At 64.0% G+C, this 15,975-nt stretch carries 14 protein-coding genes; 5 read left to right on the top strand and 9 right to left on the bottom strand.

The features are described from left to right. Positions 1-10: 10 nt before the first annotated feature. From K5607_RS04700 to tsaB, 4 genes are all read right to left on the bottom strand, one after another. The gene (locus K5607_RS04700; protein WP_221048355.1) at positions 11-700 is read right to left on the bottom strand and encodes a hypothetical protein; all 690 of its coding nucleotides are present in this window, start codon (positions 698-700) and stop codon (positions 11-13) included. Next, complete coding sequence (locus K5607_RS04695) at positions 687-1,982, bottom strand: hypothetical protein (RefSeq protein WP_221048354.1); 1,296 nt, start codon at positions 1,980-1,982, stop codon at positions 687-689. The genes K5607_RS04700 and K5607_RS04695 overlap by 14 nt, the downstream gene beginning before the upstream one ends. A gap of 126 nt (positions 1,983-2,108) precedes the next feature. After that, the gene (locus tag K5607_RS04690; RefSeq protein ID WP_221048353.1) at positions 2,109-2,726 is read right to left on the bottom strand and encodes an L-threonylcarbamoyladenylate synthase; all 618 of its coding nucleotides are present in this window, start codon (positions 2,724-2,726) and stop codon (positions 2,109-2,111) included. A gap of 10 nt (positions 2,727-2,736) precedes the next feature. Next, on the bottom strand, positions 2,737-3,423 hold the full coding sequence (gene tsaB, locus K5607_RS04685; protein ID WP_221048352.1) for a tRNA (adenosine(37)-N6)-threonylcarbamoyltransferase complex dimerization subunit type 1 TsaB: 687 nt from the start codon (positions 3,421-3,423) through the stop codon (positions 2,737-2,739). A 150-nt stretch (positions 3,424-3,573) separates the two neighbouring features. Between tsaB and K5607_RS04680 the strand changes: the two genes are divergently transcribed. The 3 genes from K5607_RS04680 to K5607_RS04670 all read left to right on the top strand — a co-directional run bounded on the left by K5607_RS04680 (position 3,574) and on the right by K5607_RS04670 (position 6,549). Next, complete coding sequence (locus tag K5607_RS04680) at positions 3,574-3,903, top strand: ASCH domain-containing protein (protein ID WP_054774563.1); 330 nt, start codon at positions 3,574-3,576, stop codon at positions 3,901-3,903. 137 nt (positions 3,904-4,040) lie between these two features. Continuing rightward, complete coding sequence (lgt, locus tag K5607_RS04675; RefSeq protein ID WP_221048351.1) at positions 4,041-4,850, top strand: prolipoprotein diacylglyceryl transferase; 810 nt, start codon at positions 4,041-4,043, stop codon at positions 4,848-4,850. 61 nt (positions 4,851-4,911) lie between these two features. Beyond that, on the top strand, positions 4,912-6,549 hold the full coding sequence (locus tag K5607_RS04670) for a SagB/ThcOx family dehydrogenase (RefSeq protein WP_221048350.1): 1,638 nt from the start codon (positions 4,912-4,914) through the stop codon (positions 6,547-6,549). 8 nt (positions 6,550-6,557) lie between these two features. Here the strand turns inward: K5607_RS04670 and cydB are convergent, their stop codons facing one another. After that, positions 6,558-7,574 (bottom strand): cytochrome d ubiquinol oxidase subunit II, encoded by a 1,017-nt coding sequence (cydB, locus tag K5607_RS04665; protein WP_221048349.1) that lies wholly within the window; start codon positions 7,572-7,574, stop codon positions 6,558-6,560. Further along, the gene (locus K5607_RS04660) at positions 7,564-8,994 is read right to left on the bottom strand and encodes a cytochrome ubiquinol oxidase subunit I (protein WP_221048348.1); all 1,431 of its coding nucleotides are present in this window, start codon (positions 8,992-8,994) and stop codon (positions 7,564-7,566) included. Before K5607_RS04660 ends, cydB begins: the two co-directional genes overlap by 11 nt. Before the next feature lie 319 nt (positions 8,995-9,313). Here K5607_RS04660 and K5607_RS04655 point away from each other — a divergent pair, with 319 nt between their 5' ends. After that, entirely contained in the window at positions 9,314-9,685 is a 372-nt protein-coding gene (locus tag K5607_RS04655) for a hypothetical protein (RefSeq protein WP_221048347.1), read from the top strand. Between the two features lie 129 nt (positions 9,686-9,814). Here K5607_RS04655 and K5607_RS04650 read toward each other — a convergent pair whose 3' ends face one another. Continuing rightward, entirely contained in the window at positions 9,815-10,666 is an 852-nt protein-coding gene (locus tag K5607_RS04650) for a GNAT family N-acetyltransferase (protein WP_054774344.1), read from the bottom strand. A 288-nt stretch (positions 10,667-10,954) separates the two neighbouring features. Between K5607_RS04650 and K5607_RS04645 the strand changes: the two genes are divergently transcribed. Continuing rightward, complete coding sequence (locus tag K5607_RS04645; protein ID WP_221048346.1) at positions 10,955-11,461, top strand: YybH family protein; 507 nt, start codon at positions 10,955-10,957, stop codon at positions 11,459-11,461. A 65-nt stretch (positions 11,462-11,526) separates the two neighbouring features. Here K5607_RS04645 and K5607_RS04640 read toward each other — a convergent pair whose 3' ends face one another. Beyond that, the gene (locus tag K5607_RS04640; RefSeq protein WP_221048345.1) at positions 11,527-13,590 is read right to left on the bottom strand and encodes a multicopper oxidase family protein; all 2,064 of its coding nucleotides are present in this window, start codon (positions 13,588-13,590) and stop codon (positions 11,527-11,529) included. Between the two features lie 110 nt (positions 13,591-13,700). After that, a complete protein-coding gene (locus tag K5607_RS04635) occupies positions 13,701-15,845 on the bottom strand; it encodes a metallophosphoesterase family protein (protein ID WP_054774091.1) in 2,145 nt (714 codons plus the stop codon). Positions 15,846-15,975: the final 130 nt, after the last annotated feature.

The raw sequence follows: 15,975 nt of genomic DNA, 5'->3' as shown, positions 1-15,975 counted from the left end.
TGGCAACTCCTTATTCTGCGGCTTGGGTGACGCGTTGGGAAAACAGTTCGAATCCCATGCGCTGTTTCCATATCGGCAATAGCAGGACACGCACTTCCTTGAAGCGATCGGACACGGCTTGGGCGTGCTCCACCGCCACCTTGAACTGGGCCTGGGTCAGCCGCAAAGCCGTGGCCATGGCCTCCAGATTGCCCAGCCGGCGGGACAAGCGGGCGTGTTCGTGCGGGTCGAATCCCGCTGCCTCGCGCCGCTGCGTCGCCTCGGGCGACAGCATTAAGCGGCCGGCTTCGATATCCAGTTCGAGCTGCCGTATGTGTTCCTCCATGGCTACGGCGTGTTCGAGCAGCAGCCGACTTTGGTCGGCCAATTCCAAGTCGCCGCTTTCGCCTTGTCCGGCCAGTTGTTCGATTTGCCCGCACACCGTCGGGAAAAACACCTCGCGCTCCAGCAGTTCGCCGGTGAACCACTGCCATAGCCGGCGCAAACCGGACACGGTGCGGAACTTGGTCATCAGGGGCATCAAGGCGGTGCTGACCTGTTGCAGATTGGCGGTGGAAGCGCTGATGCCGTCCAGCAGTTTGAGCGCATCGGCGGACTGTTCTCCGGCTTGCTTACCCAGTTCGTCGATGGCGCGGGTACCCATGGCCAGCAGCGTCTCGGCCCGGGTTTTCGCGGCTGTGCCGGCTTCAAAGGTTTGCATCGCCGATCCTGATGGCGGAGCCCGCCGAGAGGGATTCGTCGGGTTTAGCGACAATGGCGGTGTCCTTGGCAAGCAGGTGGTTGACGCGGGCGTCGTCCGGGTGCAGCGCAGCCCGCAGTGTTTCTCCCCGCTGGTAGGCGGAAAGCCGGCGCCAATCGTCCGGCCGCACCGGCATGCCGCGGGCTCCCGTTCTTTCGGTAACCAGCACGTCGCCGTCGATCAGCCCCAGCGCCCTCACCCACACCGGCAAGGCGAAGCCCTTGATTTCCCGCCAGACGAAGGCATCGTCGCCGCGCCGCGCCAATGCGGCGGCCGGTATGCGCAGCACCTGCCCTTCGGCGCGGCCGTAGTGTGGCGTGAATTCCACCATGATGGTGGACGGAAAAGCGATTTGGCCGCGCTTGCGCTGCGCTTGCACGCGCCACGCCAGCAGGCCGAGGGAATGTTGCGGATCGCCGATTTTCACCGTGACGCCGGCCTTTTGATCCGCCGTCGCGCCGGAAACCTCGGTGATTTCCACCGGCAATACGTCGCCGGGCTTTTCACCATCGCGGCCTGGCGGCGGAAGGTGGCTCACATCGAACAGCAAGCGCGCCGTTTCCCCAACCGCCAGCGGGGCGGGCGGCGGCTCGGGCAGGCTCAGGCGCAGGTTGAATTCCAAGGGTTGGACTTCGATTTCCGAGAAACGCCTGTTCAGAAGATCGGGAGGCGGTATGCCCGCATCCGGCACCGCGTCCAGCCGTATCCGGTCGCCGCTTTCCGCTTCGAGGGCGCTCAAGGCATAGGCCGGCGTTTCCACCGCCAGGGGGGGATAGTTGGATGGCGAGGGGTAGCCCGTCTCTTTTGCCAGCGATGTGGTCAGGCCGATGACGTAGCCCTTGCCCGGCAGCGGCCAAGTGAAGCCGTCGTTGCGCATCCAGACGGTTTCCAGCACGATGAAGCGGCCTTCCGGCGCGGCCAGGGTGGTGGCCGGCGGCGCGGCGTAGTTCGCCGGCGCCACGAACACAGGCCGCGCCTCGCGGGCGGCGGCGACCGGGTAGGTGCAGGCGGCGGAACGGCACACCGGGTGGTCGGCCGGCGTTTCTTCCACCACATAAGCCCGCAGGGAACCTTGCGCGCCGAACCAGGCGCTCAGCGTGCCGGGAGCGCTGTTGGAGCACCAGGCCACCAGGTAGAGGCCGACGATAACGGCCAGCGCCTGCAAACCGCCGATGTCCTGCCTGAACAAATCGTTCAAGGACATGCTTTCCATCGATTCCGTGTCCCGTTGCAGCCGATTCATGCCGCCCATCCCTGTCTTTTTAAGAATCGTTTTGGGGTTTTCCTTGGTCTGCCGCTTGCCCCCAGGAGCGGGACGGTCGCGGCGTGGGGTACATTACCGCAAAGCCGGCTTAGCGCGCAAAGCCCGTCACAGCCCCGGCACCACACCCTTGCCCTGGCGCACGATGCTGGGGGAGTCCTCGGTCAAGTCCACCACCGTGGTCGGCTCCGTGTCCAAGGTGCCGCCGTCCACCACCATATCCACCTGGTTGGCGAGGCGCTCGCGGATATCGTAGGGATCGGACAGGGGCTCGTCGTCGCCGGGCAGCAGCAGAGTGGCGGTGACCAACGGCTCGCCCAGGGCGGCCACCAGGGCCAGGGCGATGGGATTGTCGGGCAGGCGGATGCCGATGGTTTTGCGTTTGGGCTGCTGCAAGCGGCGCGGGACTTCCTTGCTAGCCTTGAGGATGAAGGTGAACGGCCCCGGCACCAGGGACTTCATCAAGCGAAACGCCGCGTTGGGAATTTGCGCGAAGCGGGCCGCTTGGGCCAGATCGGCGCAACACAGGCTGAACTGATGGCGGTCGTCCAACTGCCGCAGCCGCTTGAAACGCTCCAGCGCGTCCTTGTCGTCCAATTGGCAAGCCAAGGCATAGGACGAATCGGTGGGGTAAACGATCAGGGCGCCTTGGCGCAACTTTTCCACCGCTTTCTCGATCAAGCGCGGCTGGGGATCGTCCGGATGGACCTGCAGAAATTGAGCCATGTCTCGCCTCTCACGCCCTCGCGGGCTTTTTTGCCACGTTGTCGCGCAGGTAAACCGGCTGGGCCAATTCCGCCGCCACTTGCAGCCCTTGCGCGAAGCCGTCCGCCGCCAAACGGGCCACGGCGCCGGCCCTGGGGAAACGTTCCGATAATTCAGCGCCGACCCGGCCGGCCCCGTTGTGCCGCAGCAACTCGCCGTAAGTCGCCCATCCGCTGCCCGAGGCCACGCCCAAGCCAGCATCGGCAAAATCCACCGCGTCCGGCGGGCAGACGCGCTCTGCGCCCATCGGCTGCGGCATCCCGCCCGGCCCGCGGCGGTATACGCCCCAATAAACCTCGCCCATGCGGGCATCCAGGCAAGGGTAAGCATAGTCCATGGCGCTTTCGTCCAAGGCTTCCAGGGCCAAAGCCGCCAAGGTGGAGACCGCCACCACCGGCAAATCGGCGCCGAAAGCGATGCCTTGCGCCACGCCGGCGGCGATGCGCAAGCCGGTGAAAGCGCCGGGCCCACGGCCGAAACCGATGCCGTCCATTGCCTCGAGCGTATAGCCGGCTTCCGCCAGCAACTCGTCCAGCATGGGCAGGATCAGCACCGTGTGCTCGCGCGGCGCCAGCCGGTAGCGTTCCAGTATCCGGCCGTCGTCGTAGAGGGCGGCGGAGCAAGCTTCGGTGGCGGTATCGAGGGCGAGGATTTTCATGGAACGAGGAAACGGCGGCGACGGAGCGTGAAGGCGCAATTCTCCCCGTTTCCGCCGAACAACACCACCCCGTCGCCGGCCGCCGGCGCGGGCCAGCCGGGCGGACGAGTGGTAAAATGGCGCCCTTGCCCATCACCACCGGATACCGCCGTGACCGATTACCCCGAAAAAACCTGCGACATCGACCGCCTGATCCGCCACCCCAAACTGGTGGAAGCCGCCATCGCCGGACGCAAAACCCAGCAGCGCCGCGACGGCGTTTACGCCTATCCCGGCGAAACCTTCCAACTGGAAGGCGTGACTTTCACCGTTACCGCGCTGGAGCGGCGCAGCCTGGGCGACATGACCGACGCCGACGCCCAAGCGGAAGGCTATCCCAGCCTGGAGGCCTACAAAGATTTGATCCTGAAAATGCACGCCGGCATGGAATGGAACGACAGCCACCAAGTCTGGGTGCACCATTTCCAACGCAGCGCCTAAATCCGCGCGGCGGCCCCGAGCCGGGCCGCCCCTTCCTTGACAAGCGGGCGCAGGCTTAAAAAAATAGCCGCCTTAACGACGGCCCGGCCCACGGCTGGCTCCCGCCATCATCACAGAGACAAGCATCGGGGATCGCCATGCTCTGGGACGCAACACCCATCGCTTTTACCCTCGCCTGGGGCGGATTCCAGTGGCCTGTGCACTGGTACGGCCTGATGTTCGCCGGAGCGTTCATCTACGGCATCGTGTTTTTTCAATACCTTTACCGCCGCGAAGGCCGCTCGCCGGACGAGGTCCACGACCTGGCGCTGTATTTCATGCTCGGCACGGTGATCGGAGCGCGGCTGGGCCACGTGCTGCTGTATAACCCGGCGTTCTATCTGTCCCACCCGGCGGAAATCCTGAAAATCTGGCAGGGCGGCATGGCCAGCCACGGCGCGCTGGTCGGCATACTCGTCGGCATCTATTGGTATTCCCGCCAGGCGGAAGGCGTTTCCTTCCTCTGGATCGCCGACCGCATCGGCATGGCCGTGCCCATTTCCGGGGTGTTGATCCGCATCGGCAATTTCATCAACTCGGAGATTCTCGGCAGGCCCACCGACATGCCCTGGGGCGTGGTATTCGCCCGCGTCGACATGATGCCGCGCCATCCGGTGCAGCTGTACGAATCGTTCTGCTATCTGTTGATTTTCCTGATCCTATTCCGCGATTACCGCCTCAATCTCAAAGACCGCGCGGACGGCTGGCTGCTGGGACGCAGCTTGATCCTGATTTTCAGCGCCCGCTTCGTGCTGGAAGCCTTCAAGGAAGGACAAGCGGTGTTCGAATCCGGCTGGCCGCTCACCATGGGGCAGTTGCTCAGCGTTCCCGCCGTGCTGGCGGGACTTTATTTGACGCGCCGCGCAGGAAGCGTGAACCGATGCGAACAACCGGCGAGCCGGCTTTGAACGCGGCGGCGAGTCATGGTAAAAGCGTGGGATTAGCAACGCGCAACCCGACTTGCTTGGCATGACTGATCCATTAACCACCGTATTCGAGTACCACCAGCTCACCAAGCACCAGTTCAACCGCTATGCGCCCTCCCTGGGCTATACCGATTGGGCCTGCCAGCCTGACGCCTTTCGCCGCTATAAAAGCGCGCCGCTAAAACGGCTATCGCGACCGGAGCCGCAAGAAACACCGCTGTTCGACGAGCTGCATATGGCGGGCGCCGTGCCGCCGCAGATGGCGGGCGTCGATGAGTTGAGCCGGCTGCTCTACCACAGTTTCGCTCTTTCCGGCTGGGTCACCAGCAACGGCAAGCACTGGCCCCTGCGCTGCGTCCCCTCCGCCGGCGGCATGCATCCCGTCGAGGCTTACCTGTGGTGCGACGCCTTGACCGGACTGACGCCCGCCCCCGCCCTGCTCCACTACAACGCCTACGAGCACGGCTTGGAATTGCGCGCCACCTTGGGCGAGCAGCAATGGCGGCAACTGCTCGGAACATTGCCTGCCAACGCCCTGTTATTCGGCTTCACCAATATCCACTGGCGCAGCTCCTGGAAATTCGGCGCCCGGGCCTACCGCTTTTGCCAACACGATCTAGGCCACGCACTGGGCGCATTGGCCTATGCCGCCGCCACGCTGGGCTGGCACTGCACCCTGTTGCCCATCACCGATCCGAACCTGGCGAAGCTGCTCGGCGTCGCGGCGCAGGAAGGCCCGGAAGCGGAACAGCCCGGCTGCCTGGTGGCGGTGACCCCCGGTCCGCTGCCCCCGAACCTTGCCGCCTCTTGGCGCTTGGACCCGTCCGTGCTGGAGCACGTGCAGGAAAAGCTGCTGACCCACAAGCCGGCCCCTCTGAGCAATCGCTATCACCCCTGGCCAGCCATCGACGAGGTGGCTGTCGCCTGTTTGGAACAGGAAATCGTCGAACGCCCCCGCGTTCCCCCGTTCGCCGGCGAACAAGCTTCCACGCCGCGCCCCGCCGGCGCGGACAAGCTGTTCCGCCGGCGCCGCAGCGCCGGCCGCATGGACGGCGCCCACAACATCGAGCTAGAGGACTTCCTGCGCATCTGCCGCCGGCTGGGGCCGAGCCGGCTGCCTTTCAGCATCCTGCCGGACGAACCCGCCATACACCTGGTGTTCTTCGTCCACCGGGTCAAAGGGCTGGCGCCGGGCATGTACGTCATGCCCCGTTCCAAGGAAGGCATGGCCTTGCTGAGAACGGAGCTCAAGCGCATGACCGACTGGCAACGCACCGAAGGCATCCCGGAACGGCTGCCGCTGTTCCAAATCCAACCGGGCGATGCGCAGATACCCTCCCGGGTGCTTAGCTGCAACCAAGCGCTGGCCTCGGGCGGCGCCTTCATGGTCTGCATGCTGGCCGACTTCGAAGGACGCCTGAACCGCTACGGCCCCGGCGAATACCGGCGGCTGCACTGGGAGGCCGGCTTGCTGGGCCAGGCCCTATACATGGAAGCAGAAGCGATCGGCCTGAACGGGTGCGGCATCGGCTGCTTCATCGACGACGCCGTGCACCAGCAATTCGGCATCCACGGCAACAAACTGCAAGTCCTCTACCACTTTTCCGTGGGCGGCGGCGTGGAAGACAACGCCATCGAGCGCCATCCGGCCTATTCCCACCTGGAAAACAAAGGGCTATAGGCTGCACCTCAGGCCTCGTCCGCAGCGGGACGCTTGCGCAACCGCACTTTGCCGCGGAATACCAAGTACTGGTAACCGTTGTAGATCAGCATGACGGGAAACAACATGCCGATGCCGGTGAGCATGAATATCAGGGTTTTGCTGGGCGACGCGGCCTCCTGAGCGGTCACGGCGGCGGGGACGATGTAGGGATAATGGCTCAGCACCATCAGCCCCGCCGAGGCCAGAAAGACAACCACGCTCCAAAAGAACGGGCTTAATTCGCGGCGCAAACGCAAGGATCGCAGCAGCATGGCAAACGCCAACGCCAGCAGGCCCGCCAGGTAATAAAACGCCGGCAAGCGGGCCCAGCGCTCGGCGACGTAGGGATAGAGCCGGACGGTCCAGGGAATGACGACCAGCGCCGCGAATATCAGGAACACGCCCGCTTGTTGCGCCCGGCGGAAACTAACGGACTGGATATCCCCCTCCGACTTAATGATGAGATAGGTGGCGCCGAACAGCACATAGGCGGCGACCACCCCCGCCGCGCCGAACGCCGCATAGGGCGTCAGCCAGCTCCACGCGCCGTCGGCGGAACCTCCGTGCGCCACCGACAAACCGCCCAACAGCCCGCCCAGGGCGAAGCCTTGCGCGGCCGCCGCCACCAGGCTGCCGCCGCCGAACACCAGGTTCCACGGCCGCTTGCGCCGCGCCAGGCTGCGGAACTCCAGCGCCACGCCACGGAAAATCAGGCCGAACAACATCGCCATCACCGGGATATACAAGGCGTGCAGCACCGCCGCGTAAACCAGCGGAAAAGCGCCGAACAAAGCCCCGCCCAGCAACACCAGCCAGGTTTCGTTGGCGTCCCACACGCTGCCCAGGGTGGTCATCATCACGCTGCGCTGCTCCTCCTCGTCGGTGAACAAGGTGAGGATGCCGACGCCCAGATCGAAGCCGTCCAGGATCACGTACAAGACCAGGATCAGGCCGATAATGGCGTACCAAATCGTGGCCAGCAGCAGTTGGATTTCAGCTTCCATGACGCGCCTCCCCCTCGCCGGCTTCGCGCCGCCCGTGGCTCGCAGGGTGGCCGGCGGCGGAATGGGCCGGCGCCAGCCCCATGTCCGGCCCCTTGCGCACGATGCGTGCGGCGAAAACCAGGAACACCACCAGCAATACCGCGTACACGGCGACGAATCCGGCCAGGCTGGCCGCCACGACGGCCGGCTGGAGTTGCGAGGCCGCCTCCTGCGTGCGCAGCAATCCATACACCACCCAGGGCTGGCGGCCCACCTCCCGCACGATCCAGCCGCACTCGGTGGCGACGTAACCGAGCGGAATAGCCGCCACCCAAGCCAGCAGCAACCCGCGTTGCCGAACGACCCGCCCCGGTTCCAGCCCCCCGCGGCTCCAAGCCCACGCCGTCCACGCCATCAGCCCGAACAAGGCGAAGCCGATGCCGGCCATGATGCGGAAGGCGTAGAAAATCAGCCCTATGGCGGGCGGCCGGTCCGCGGCAGGAAACGCCTTGAGCCCGGCCACCCGCCCATCCCACGTGGTGGTGGCCAGCAGGCTGAGCACCTGGGGCAACCGAATGGCCCAGACATTGGCCTCCGCTTGCCGGTCCGGCCAGGCCAACACGTTCCACGACGCGCCTTGGCCGGGGGGATTGGTTTCCCAGTGCGCCTCGATGGCGGCCATTTTTACCGGCTGGGTCTTGTATACCTCGCGCCCCTTGATGTCGCCGAGGATCACTTGCAACGGCGCCACCAGCACGGCGGCCAACAGCGCCGCCTTGAAGGATTTGAGAAAAAACGCCGGATGCCGGTTACGGACGATATACCAGGCGGAAAGCCCGCCGATGACGAACAAGCTGGTCTCCAGGCAGGCGCCCCACATATGGGCGAAGGCCAGGGGCATGTCCGGATTGAAAATGGCGTCGGCGTAGCTGTCCACGCGGAAACGGCCGTTTTCCACATGGCCGCCGGCCGGCGTCTGCATCCAGGAGTTGGCCACCAATATCCAGAAAGCCGACAGGGATGCGCCCAGCGCCACCATGGCGGAAGCGAACAAATGGATCGCCGGCGTCACCCGCGTCCAGCCGAACAGCATGATGCCGAGGAAGCCGGCTTCCAGCATGAAAGCCATGGCGCCCTCGAATCCCAGCGCGTTGCCGAAGAATTCCCCGGCGAAGCCGGAGAAGCGGTCCCAGTTGGCGCCGAACTCGAACTCCATGGGAATGCCGCTGACCACGCCCATGGTGAAATTGAGCAGGAACAGCTTGCTCCAGAAGCGCACGTGGCGGTAATAGTCCTCGTCGCGGGTTTTCAGCCACAACACCTCCATGGCGACCAGGAACAGCGACAAGCCGATGGTCAGCAACGGCCACAGGATGTGGAAAATCGCCGTGACGGCGAACTGGAGGCGGGATAGCAGCACCGGATCGGACAGGGTATCCATGGCGGGCCACTCCTTGGTCGAAAGACGCGAGTGCACGGCATGGCCGCGTCGCCGCGGCTAAACGAGACCATTCGATCCATGCCGAATGGCGGTTAGACCAACGGGAAAGGAGATGGTTGCCTCCGCAACAACTCCCGCACAAATTATATGGATTTACCCCGGAAACTTCGGTAAGCTGAATTCGACTCTTCGAGAGCTGCAGTGACCGTCGAGCCAACCGTTGTAAATGATGGGGCGTGGCTTTGGCTTAGGGCCCAAGCGGAAGCCGTCGACGCCTTTCCTGTTCGTCGCAAGACACTATCAACAACAAGGAACATAAATGAACTTTAAACGAGCTTTGGCCGCGTTACTGCTTTCCGTATTGCCGTTGGGCGCCGCGATGGCCGCCGGCAGCCCCATCAACGAAGACTACACGGCGATCATCAAGCTGTCCCAGCAGGCGCTGGAATCCGCCAAGCAAGGCAACGCGGACGCTTTTGTCAAAGCAGTCGGCGAAGCGCAATCGCTCGCCAAAGAGCAGAACAGCACGGGTAACTCCGTCACGTTGGGCCGCGTCGGCGGCAAATTCCGGGCCGCCGTCGGCGCGGCCAAGGCCGGCAACCTGACCGAAGGCGGCCAAGCGGTGGAAGCCGCCCTGGCGGAGCTGACCAAGAAGAAAGGCCCTATCGGCAGAGCCGAAGGCACCCAGTAAGCGAGCCATAGAGAGCCGGCTGTCGCTGACCACGCCGGCTCCCCGCACAACGGTTTGCGGATCGCCGCAAGCCGGCAAGCCCCGCCCTTACCAGCGGGGCTTTTTTATTGCGCGGCCAAGCCGCCCCCGTCAGCCGATTTCGAACGACGCCACGCCGAACAGGCGCTCCAGATCGATCACCGGCGCTTCCCCCTTGTACATGCGCGCGGTCTCGAACATCGCTTGCATGTCATGGCGCCGGGCCAGCGCCACGGCGGCCCGGTTGACTTCCGGCACGTCCAAATAAACGCGGTCGGCGGCGGGGGCTTCGGCTTTGAGCGCCAGAAACAGCGTTTCCGCCAATTCCGGACTGTCCGCGTAAAGTGGGCCGATTTTGCTGCCCGAACGGCACGGCCGCATCACGCCGTAACCGACCAGCTTGCCGTCACGCAGTATCCCCAGGGCGTTGGCGCCCGGCTGGGCAATCCAGGAGCGGGTGAAATAGGAGCGCTCGGCCGGAAAAAAAGGCCGCTCGTAGGACTCGACTGCATCCATGGGCACACTCGCCAAGTCCACCAGTCCGGCGTGCTGCGGAGCCCGCCCGCCGCCGCAGCCTTCGTAGCGGACGTTGCGGTAAGCGAAGGAAAAACCGGAGCGCTTGTAATTCTCCTGCTGGGCCAGCACGCCGTCCAAGCCGATGGTGCGCCCTTCCAGGTAGCGCAAGCCGGCGTCCCAAATGCGTTTACCGTAGCCATTGCCGCGATGACCCGGCTTGACGATGTAGAACCCCAGAAAGCCGAAAGCGTCGCCGTACTTCACCACGGAAATCGTGGCGATGGGCTCGTCGCCGAGCAGGCCGATGAGGAAGCCGTTGGAATCGACCGCATAATAGCTCTCGGCATCGTGCAGCCCCGGATTCCAGCCCTCTTGCGCCGTCCACTCGACGGCGAGATCAACATCCTCCCGCGTCATGGTCCGGATAGTGTAATTTTTCGCGTGCATTGACCCTCCTCGCAGGCCTAGTAACCCGTTTCGTCCATCCAACGGCAACGCAGCGTATAGCCGCGTCCCGGACTTCGCAAACGATAGGTGAAATTCCGCGGCCGGCAATATGCGCCACAATGGTGCGTCGCGCCCGTCACCGATGGCCCGCAAACCGGCGAACGCCCGGAAAACCCGGCGTTTTTTGACAAGGCACGCATTCTGCTTGGCAAAAGGCGTCACCCCTGCGATAGCGAAACGCGCCGGGGGACATCCATTGCCGCGAGGCGAAGTAGCGGAGTTCGAGCCATGAAACCTATCCTCATCCCATTAGCCGTGACGGCCGGCTTGCTGTTTGCCCGCCCGGCCCTCGCCACCCCCGACGAAACGGGCTACGCCATCGCCGAAGCGGATGTGAACCAATGGAACACCGCCGTCGCCCAAGGCAACCTGGACGGCATCGCCTCGCTGTTCACTCAACAAAGCGCCATGCTGATCCAACCCAACGGCCAAGCGGTGCAAAGCCGCGAAGCAATCCGGGCGTTTTGGAAAAGCCTGCTGGAATCGCCCCAGGGCGCGTCGCGTTTCCGGCTGGTCAAGGCCCGCCGCGAAAACGGCGACACGGTGGTGACCCGCATGGAGCTGATCGCCAGCAAATCGTTGGGAAATGCGCCGCAAGGCAGCATCAGCTACCACTATCAGGGCTTGGTCAACCACGTGCTCAAGCATCAGGCCGACGGCAGCTGGAAAGTCCAGGTGCAGCGCTGGAATGACGGTACCCGCCTGACGGAGGAAAAGGACTCGCCTACCCCGTAAAGGGAAAGCGCAGGGGAAACGGCCGTTCGGGGCGGCGTGGAGCCGTCCCGAACGGCGAGTGCAGGTTACGGGGCGTGACCCTGGTGCGTTGCCGTGCCGCCCTGGCCCGGTTGGGTGGCGGGCGCGGGCGCGGGCGCTGCCGTCACCAATTCCATCATGCCCTGGTCCTCGTGGGAAACGTTGTGGCAATGCTGGACAAAGGCGCCGGCGAAATCCACGGGCTTCTGCAGAAACTGCACGATTTCGCCAAATTGATTGGCGTTTTTACCCCCTGGCGAAAATTGATCGCCCGTCAGGCTGCCGGCATAGGAGCAATTGCCTTGGCCGAGAATGCTGGGGCAATTGATCAGCACCGTGTCGCGCCATACCGGGAACGGGTATTGCACCTGGCCTCGCGATACCAACTGGAAGGGATTGATGTGGATGTGGAACATATGGGTATCCACCGCGCTTTGCACCGACCAGCGATCCACTTGGTTCAAGACCAGATCGCGCTGGCTGCGCAGCGGATTGAACACCCGCGCGTTGACCACCGCCGCGCCGCCCTCCCTGACCGCGTAAGTGTTGGTGGTGAAACCGTACACCACCCCCTGGGTCGGCAGCGCCGGGATTTCCGCCGCGGTGATGGTCGCCGGCGCGATAAGCTTGTTCAAGGCCGCCTGGTGAGGCAGGCTGGTGTTGTAAGGCGCGATGTCCGTCGGCTCCACCACATTGACCGTCAGTATCGGCTTCTTGTTTTGGTAGACGGCGGATTTGGGGTTGCACAGCTGCTTCATGGAGGTCTGGTTGCCGGCCTCGTATAAGGCATACACGCCCGCCTGGGCCGGCGCTTTCACCATCAAATCCAGCCTTTGCCCGGCCGCCAGGAACAGCAACTCGTTGTTCAGCAGGTCGTCGCCGTTGGCGGGATTGACCACGGGGGCGGTGATTTGCACCGGTCGCGCGTCCTCGGCCACACCGGGTTTTTGCAAAGGCACGCCGTCCACCGCCAACACATAGGCTTCGGGAGCCGGCGCGGCGGTACCGGCCAAAGGCATCAGGCACATGGGCACCACTTTATCGATGGTGCCGTTGACGACCCGCCACAGCTGCACCTCTTTCGATTTCATGGTGATGGACGGTTGGAACTGGCCGTTGACCGACAAGGTGGCCTTGGTGCTGTTGTTTCTAAAGGCCGGCGCCGGCGGATGGGAATGGTTGAAGTCGCATCCCTGGTCGCCCGGAAAGCCGTAAACGCTCATGCAGTCGATCAAATAAGGATCGCTGGCCGTACCGCTGCCGACGGGCTTGCCGCCGTTGGGCGCCGGATACTGCCCGCCGTAGGCGATTTGCTGGAACATGAGCACCTGCTCCGTTGCCGCCTGCACTTCCGGCAGGCTGTCCAGGCCGTGTTGCGGATCCTCGACGATCAACGCGCCGGCGAAACCGTCGGCCAAGTGCATGGACACCGCGCCGTGCTTGTGGGCGTGATACCAATAGGTGCCGGCGGGGTGGTTGGCGGGGATGTTGTAGGAATAGGCGAACTGCCCCGTCACGCAATCGGCCGCGTTGGTTTCCTTGGCGCAAGCCGCCACCACGTCCGTCGGCGTATCCTGCGGAAAAATGCTCAGCAATACGTTGTCGCCGGGGCTTTGCGGCGACACGTGCAGGCCGTGGGTGTGCAGGTTGATGACATCGAAGCCGTGCGGAATCGTCATGCTGTGGCTGGCGTCTCCGGCGAACACATCGTAGTTCAGGCTGTTTTTCAACGTGATGCCCAACTGGTCGCCGGGGCGCACGCGCAAGGTCGGCCCCATCAGCAGCGCGTTGGCGGGCGCCGGGGTGGCGGCCGGCGCGCTGGCGGTCAATTGCACGCCGCGCGCCTTCACCACCGGATTCACCAGCGCCTGGCCCTTCGCGGCGGCCGCCGTCGGCGAGGGGCCGTACAGCGTGTAATCGCCGGATTTGAGCTCCAGCCCCACCTGCAAGGACTTGGTGTCCCCCGAGCTCGCGGACTGCGGCAGCTGCAAAGGCGCGGCGACCGGCGGCGCGCTTTTGGCGCAAACGCCGACCGGAATCGCGGCGACGCCCGCCGCCAGCACGCTGGCCAAAACTCCCCCGGATTTTTTACTTATTCTTCTTTCGATCATTAGATATGGCTTCCTCTTGTATTCCAAACAGCCGGCCATTGCCCCGGCCGGCCACCTCCGCAATCCCCCCGACCTGACGGCGCGACTGGCCCGGCAGACCGGAGCGATAGTCAAGCGGCGGGCAATTCGCCGCTTGAAACGTTGCCGGCGAACGGGGGGACGGTATATTCCACCGCCGTGTCGTCCCCGTGCCAAAGAATGTGCCGGGTCGGCTTGCCGTTCTCGAACAGCACCTGGCCCAGATTGCATTTGGGCGTCACCAGCCTGCCGCCACCGCTGGCGGGCTTCAGCAAGGTATGCTCCATACGCCATTGGTCGGCGTAAAACCGCCACCAATTGCTCTTGCTGGAGCTGCCTTTTTCCAGTTTCGCCAACGCCTTCAGGGCGCGTTCCTGGGAAAGGCTGGGCTCGTTGCGCAGCGCCGAGCTGGTCAGCTGGCGGCAGCGCAACACCTTTTCCTCGCCGGTATAGCCGGCGCTGCTTTTGTACCAACCGTGCGCAGTGAAGGAGTAATGCACGTCCCCGGACAGGAACACGCATTGCTCGATACCCATTTTGTGCAGCAAAGTGTCCATCAGATCGGTGAAGCCGCTGAGATTGGCCGACCAGGCTTCGGCGTCCAGCCAATCGACGATTTTCCCCGCCAAATAGCCGGACTCGTCCGCCAAATCCTCCAGGAAACGCACCGCCGGCATGTCTTCCACATAGCCCACCCCCCACAGAACGATCTGCACCAGATTCTCCAAGGGCGAAAAGCCCATCACCGGCGTGGCGGCGATCAACACGGGGCAGGTGTCGCCGCCGATGGCGCGGCCGACATCGTGGCAGCTTTTCCGGCAGGTTTTCAGCTTGGTCCACTCCACCCGCAGCCAATCCAGCGCGTAGCGGTCCATCAGGCGCGGCGGGTAAAAAGGGTTGTCCGGCTGGCGCTGGGTTCTGGAATCCATGGCGATGATGGGCGGCTCGGTGGGCACGGAAAATCCCCACCCCCGATGCTTCCAGGTAAACAAGTCGTAACACTCGTCGCCGTCGAGATCGTCGCCGGTTTTGTTCAAATGGCGGGGCACGGACTCGATCATGTCGCTATCGAAGTTGTCCGGGTCGTTGCCCCAGGCCTGGAACGCCCAGTAAGCCGCCAGGGCGTTGGAGACGATGCGGCGGCCCAGCGGCGACGAGCGCACTTTGTCGTACCAATGGCCGGTGATGTTCCAGTCGTCGGTCACATCGTGGTCGTCGAAGATCATGTAGGTGGGGATATTGGCCAGCAGACGCCGAACCTTGGGCAGGGTTTTGGCGAACTCCGCCACAGCGGTAGTGTGTTTTTGCGCTTCGGCCAGCGCTTTGTCCGTCACCTGCGCATGATCGCTGCGGATGTCTTCCCAGCCGGGAACCGACCAATCGCTCGCGTTGCCGAACACGTAGAGATACATGGCGGCGAACTCGCCGAAACTCATCAGATGATTGCCCGACTCGCCGGAACTGAAGCCGGAATGGTAACGATGCAACACATCCTTGCGGCCGCCCAGGAGGATGTCGTTGGGATCCAACTCGGCGGGCCGGACGCCCGTATCCTGTTGCTCCAGGCCGCGCAACCGCTTGATTTTCGCCTTCAGCGCCGACTTCAGGCTGTCTCGCGCGATGCCCGGCTCGCCGCCCGCCTCCCGCAACGGCAGGAGGCCTTTCCTGCCGGTCAGCGCCACGGCTTGGGTGCGCAAAGTCGCCAGCAGGGACGCCGCCACGTCGTCGGCATAAATCTGATCGCCCGTCAGCAGCAAGACGTCGGGCCGGTCGGCTTGGCTAAGGCCCGCATGGAAGCTTTCCAAAAGCGCATCGCCCGCCGCCAGGGCGTCCGCCCCCATGTCGCCGTGGGGCTTGCGGCAACTGCCGTGCAGCACGGACCGCAACTGGTCGGGAATATGGAACACCGGGTGGGCATGATCGGCGTAGGTCAACCGCGCCAGGCTCAGGTCCAACGGCCCCTGGCTGTTATGCAGCAAACGGTAGTACAAGGAAACGCCGGTCGGAAAGTGGGCGCCTTGCGTGGGATAAGCCTGCAGCAAATAGACGAACAGCTTTTCCCCCAACTGAAAACAGCTGGCGGCGAAGTCGTCCGGACTGCTCCGTCCCACCGTCTGCTCGTCCATGCCCAGGATTTCCAGCGACAAATCCTGCCGGCTGTCCATCGCCAGCCAGACACACACGCGATCCTGCGTCGTGCGGCGCAGAATGGGGCCGGCCAAGAGGTGATCCAACATGCCAAAGATCCTTTTTGCTTATATTTGCGAGGCTGGAGACACTACACTGCATCCCCGTGATCGTCTGTAATCCCAGGATTACAAACCGATAAGAAAGCCCGCGCATTCGGCCGGGGCCTGGCAGGGCTGT

This window comes from Methylogaea oryzae, from assembly GCF_019669985.1.
Taxonomy (GTDB): domain Bacteria; phylum Pseudomonadota; class Gammaproteobacteria; order Methylococcales; family Methylococcaceae; genus Methylogaea; species Methylogaea oryzae.
This window is presented reverse-complemented; position numbering and strand designations above follow the sequence as displayed.

Coding starts and splice junctions, on each gene's coding strand:
- K5607_RS04650 (WP_054774344.1), bottom strand. CDS start 10,666: ATGCACGCGAAAAATTACACTATCCGGACCATGACGCGGGAGGATGTT.
- K5607_RS04640 (WP_221048345.1), bottom strand. CDS start 13,590: ATGATCGAAAGAAGAATAAGTAAAAAATCCGGGGGAGTTTTGGCCAGC.
- tsaB (WP_221048352.1), bottom strand. CDS start 3,423: ATGAAAATCCTCGCCCTCGATACCGCCACCGAAGCTTGCTCCGCCGCC.
- cydB (WP_221048349.1), bottom strand. CDS start 7,574: ATGGAAGCTGAAATCCAACTGCTGCTGGCCACGATTTGGTACGCCATT.
- K5607_RS04700 (WP_221048355.1), bottom strand. CDS start 700: ATGCAAACCTTTGAAGCCGGCACAGCCGCGAAAACCCGGGCCGAGACG.
- K5607_RS04645 (WP_221048346.1), top strand. CDS start 10,955: ATGAAACCTATCCTCATCCCATTAGCCGTGACGGCCGGCTTGCTGTTT.
- K5607_RS04695 (WP_221048354.1), bottom strand. CDS start 1,982: ATGAATCGGCTGCAACGGGACACGGAATCGATGGAAAGCATGTCCTTG.
- lgt (WP_221048351.1), top strand. CDS start 4,041: ATGCTCTGGGACGCAACACCCATCGCTTTTACCCTCGCCTGGGGCGGA.
- K5607_RS04660 (WP_221048348.1), bottom strand. CDS start 8,994: ATGGATACCCTGTCCGATCCGGTGCTGCTATCCCGCCTCCAGTTCGCC.
- K5607_RS04635 (WP_054774091.1), bottom strand. CDS start 15,845: ATGTTGGATCACCTCTTGGCCGGCCCCATTCTGCGCCGCACGACGCAG.
- K5607_RS04655 (WP_221048347.1), top strand. CDS start 9,314: ATGAACTTTAAACGAGCTTTGGCCGCGTTACTGCTTTCCGTATTGCCG.
- K5607_RS04670 (WP_221048350.1), top strand. CDS start 4,912: ATGACTGATCCATTAACCACCGTATTCGAGTACCACCAGCTCACCAAG.
- K5607_RS04690 (WP_221048353.1), bottom strand. CDS start 2,726: ATGGCTCAATTTCTGCAGGTCCATCCGGACGATCCCCAGCCGCGCTTG.